The organism is Actinomadura sp. 7K534 (assembly GCF_004348575.1).
Taxonomy (GTDB): domain Bacteria; phylum Actinomycetota; class Actinomycetes; order Streptosporangiales; family Streptosporangiaceae; genus Spirillospora; species Spirillospora livida.
The window spans coordinates 1-3,645 of the sequence record NZ_SMKB01000399.1 but is presented as its reverse complement, the minus strand read 5'-3'; the positions used below and the strand labels follow the sequence as shown (position 1 = coordinate 3,645).

Sequence of the window (3,645 nt, the reverse complement as noted above, 5' to 3'; positions counted from 1 at the left end):
GGGGAAGGGTCCTTCGCGCTGGTGGTCTGCGACGTGGAGGCGATGCAATCGATGAGTGAGACCTCGACACTGCCCACGACCGTGGTCCGGCCCGGTGACAAGCGGTATCCGGCGCTGAGCCGCGGGTTCAACCAGCGGTGGATCGCCGAGCCGGAGTATGTGCGGCTGGTGCGGATGCCCGGGGAGGCGCGGGCGGCGCTGGCGGAGGCGGTGAACGAGGCCCCGGCGGACCCGGAGCGGACGCGGATCACGGTGAAGGCCGGCGGGCATTGCTACGAGGACTTCGTCTGCGGCAAGGACGTGCGGGTCATCCTGGACGTCAGCCCCATGTACGGAGTCTCGTACGACGGCGATATGCAGGCGTACTGCGTCGGGGCGGGGGCCACGAACTGGCACGTCTACAGCCACCTGTATCCGCTCAGCGGGAAGACGCTGCCCGGTGGCTCCTGCTACTCGGTGGGGCTCGGCGGGCACATCCCGGCGGGCGGGTTCGGGCTCCTGTCCCGGCAGCACGGCCTCACCGTCGACTACCTCTACGCGGTGGAGGTGGCGGTAGTCCGGGCCGACAAGACGGTCAAGCTCGTCGTCGCGAGGCGGGACGACAAGGACGAGCGCCTACGGGACTTGCTGTGGGCGCACGCCGGGGGAGGGGGCGGGAACTTCGGTGTCGTCACCCGGTTCTGGTTCCGGGGGCTGCCCGAACCGCCGAAACAGGTGCTGCTGACCGCCCTCGCCTGGGACTGGGAGGACTTCACCAAGGACGAGTTCACCGCGCTCGTGACCGCGTACGGGGAGTACTTCCGCGACCATCAGGACGCGTCCACGGCGCCCGGCAAGCTGTTCGCTCTGCTCAAGCTCAACCATGTGAGCAACGGCCAGATCGGGCTTCTCGCCCAGGTCGACGTGGACGATCCCGACGGGTCGCAGGCGATGACCGACTTCATCGAGGCGGTGGACGGCCGGATCGGTCCGGCGGCGACGAAAATGCGGTCGGTGATGGGCGAGCATTTCGTCCACATGGACATTCCCAGGGTGATGCCGTGGCTTACGGCCACCCAGGCGCTGAACGCGAGCGGGGAGAACCGCTGCGGGAAGTACAAGTCCGCCTACCTCAGTAAGCCGTTCACCGGGCAGCAGATCGACGCGATGTGGGCCTACCTCGGCAATGAGGAGTACACCGACTACGTCAACAAGCAGGCGCTCATCCAGGTCGACTCCTATGGCGGCGCCGTCAACCGCCCTCTGCACGACACGGCGGTCCGGCAGCGCGACTCCATACTGAAGCTCCAGTACCAGGTCTACTGGACGAGGCACGATCCTCAGGAGGACGCCCACCTCGCGTGGATCCGCGACACCTACAAGGCGACGTTCGCCGGGACCGGTGGCGTCCCCATCGCCGACGGTGATGTCACGGACGGTTGTTACATCGGGTATCCGGACACCGACCTGGACGACGAGCGCTGGAACGGCTCGGACCAGTCGTCGGAGACGCTCTACTACAAGGACGCCTGCGCGAAACTACAGGAGATCAAGCGGTACTGGGACCCGCTGAACGTATTCCGGCACGCGCAGTCGATCCGTCCATGACGCCCCGTGTGACGGGGGACACGTGACGTGGCGTGACGGTTCATCTCGCCTTTATTGCATTCGCTGACCAATACTTGCGGGTGTGACGAAGGGGACAGTAGTTTCGTCGGGCGTGTGGATTGGAGCATCGGGCCGCTGCGGCCCGGGCCGGCTGGGGAGTCCATGAAGAAGCGTACCGACAGGAAGATCGCCATCGCGGGCACCGCGGCGGCGGCCGTGCTGCTGCCCGCCGTCATGGTCGGCCTCGCGCAGGCCGGCGTGGGCGTCCCGAAGAAGTTGTCGGACGCCGTCGGCGACTCCGAACCGGTGCCCTCGTTCGGCCCCGCGGCGCAGCCGTCGGCGCCGGGCACCGCCCCGCAGCCGACGAAGTCGGCCAAGCCGGTGAAGCTGCCCGACGTCCCGGCGGGCACCAACCCGTTCCGGACGGGCGGCGGCGCCCCCGCGCCGAACGACCCCGACACCAACGCGGGCAAGCGCGGCCAGAAGCCGAAGCTGCCCGCGGGCATCGGGTCCGGCAAGTACGCCAAGGCGCCCAACGGCGCCACCATCACCGGCGTCAAGAAGATCAACTCGCGGATCTTCGACGTCGAGATCGCGTCCCCCGCGCTCGGCGCGAAGGTGAAGACGCGCGTGATGGTCCCCAAGGGGTGGAGCGCGAATTCCACCAAGACGTGGCCGACCGTGTACGCGTTCCACGGCGGCAACAACAACTACACGTCCTGGACCAAGGACTCCGACATCGAGCAGACCATCGGCCCGTACAACGCGATGGTCGTCATGCCCGAGGGCGGCTGGAACGGCTCCTACGCCAACTGGTACAACGGCGGCAGGGGCGGCATCCCGCAGTGGGAGAACTTCCACATGCACGAGGTCATCCCGCTGATGGAGCGCAATTTCCGCGCCGGGGCGACCCGCGCCGCGATCGGCCTGTCGTCCGGCGGGCAGGGCGCCATGATCTACGCCGAGCGGCACCGCGGGACGTTCAAGTACGCCGCGTCCTACAGCGGCGCCCTCAACATCAGCGCGCCCGGCATGCCGGTCATCCTCACGGCCATGAACCGCGAGTCGGGCACGTCGATCTGGGGCGACCCGATCACCGCGCGGAGCAACTGGCGCGAGCACGACGCGACCGTGAACGTCGCCAAGCTCAAGGGCATCGGCGTGTACGTCTCGTCCGGCAACGGCGAGCCGGGCCCGTACGACAACCCGGACACGCCGCCGCAGCACGCGGGGCGGATCGGCGAGCAGCTCTCCGGCGTGATGGCCCAGAACTTCGTCGCCGCCGCCAAGCAGGCGGGCGTCCCCGTCACCGCGAACCTCTACGGGCCGGGCATGCACAACTGGAAGTACTGGAAGCGCGAGCTGAAGCGCAGCTGGCCCGCCATCGCGGCCGCCATCGGGGCGCGCAAGTCCTGACCGCGCTCGTGACCCCGCCGATTCACGTGTCCTGCGTCACGCCCGGCCCGCGAGATCGCCGAAACGCGCGCGGCGCACCGCCGTCCCTGTGACGATGGAGGGCATGACAGGAAGTGATGGTGCGGCTCTCGCCGGTGACCTCCCCCCATCCCTGTCGGCCGCGGCGCGCCCGCCCCGGCTCGGCGACGAACTGGCACGGCGGACCCGCCCCGTCGTCCTCTGGTACGGCTCGACGTACGGGGTGCTGGAACGGGTCCCCGGCGGCTGGATGATGTCGGGGATGGAGCGGATGTCCCCGCAGGACGCCCGCGACTCCCTCGCCTGGTGGTTCCGGAACATGGCGCGGTTCCACGCCACCGGCGCGGACCGCACGGCCTACCAGGACGGGGCCGTGCTCCTCGAACACGGGCACCTCGACGAGGTGACCGTGGCCGGTCGGGTGTTCCGCGTCGTCCGCGCCGACAGGTTCTGCCGGTTCGGCCTGGACGGCCCCGAGCCGCCGCGCCCGACCGATTTCGACGCGCGCTGAGCCGGAGCGCGCCGGGTCAGGCCGTGTCGGCGTAGGCGGGGCGGTGCTACTGGACCGAGTCGGCGAGCTGGTCGGCGAGTGCCGCCAGCTCCGGGTCGTGCTCGCGGACGGCG

Annotated in this window: 3 protein-coding genes; all 3 read left to right on the top strand. The window is 69.4% G+C overall.

Annotation, left to right across the window (positions count from 1 at the left end):
• Nucleotides 1-42: 42 nt before the first annotated feature.
• Nucleotides 43-1,587 (top strand): BBE domain-containing protein, encoded by a 1,545-nt coding sequence (locus E1266_RS36255; protein ID WP_243719326.1) that lies wholly within the window; start codon nucleotides 43-45, stop codon nucleotides 1,585-1,587.
• Between the two features lie 162 nt (nucleotides 1,588-1,749).
• A complete protein-coding gene (locus tag E1266_RS36250) occupies nucleotides 1,750-3,003 on the top strand; it encodes an alpha/beta hydrolase family protein (RefSeq protein WP_132054965.1) in 1,254 nt (417 codons plus the stop codon).
• Between the two features lie 103 nt (nucleotides 3,004-3,106).
• The gene (locus E1266_RS36245; protein ID WP_132054963.1) at nucleotides 3,107-3,532 is read left to right on the top strand and encodes a DUF5954 family protein; all 426 of its coding nucleotides are present in this window, start codon (nucleotides 3,107-3,109) and stop codon (nucleotides 3,530-3,532) included.
• Nucleotides 3,533-3,645: the final 113 nt, after the last annotated feature.

Bases quoted from the DNA above. Each gene is read 5' to 3' on its own strand.
- E1266_RS36255 (WP_243719326.1), top strand. From the start codon at position 43: ATGCAATCGATGAGTGAGACCTCGACACTGCCCACGACCGTGGTCCGG.
- E1266_RS36250 (WP_132054965.1), top strand. From the start codon at position 1,750: ATGAAGAAGCGTACCGACAGGAAGATCGCCATCGCGGGCACCGCGGCG.
- E1266_RS36245 (WP_132054963.1), top strand. From the start codon at position 3,107: ATGACAGGAAGTGATGGTGCGGCTCTCGCCGGTGACCTCCCCCCATCC.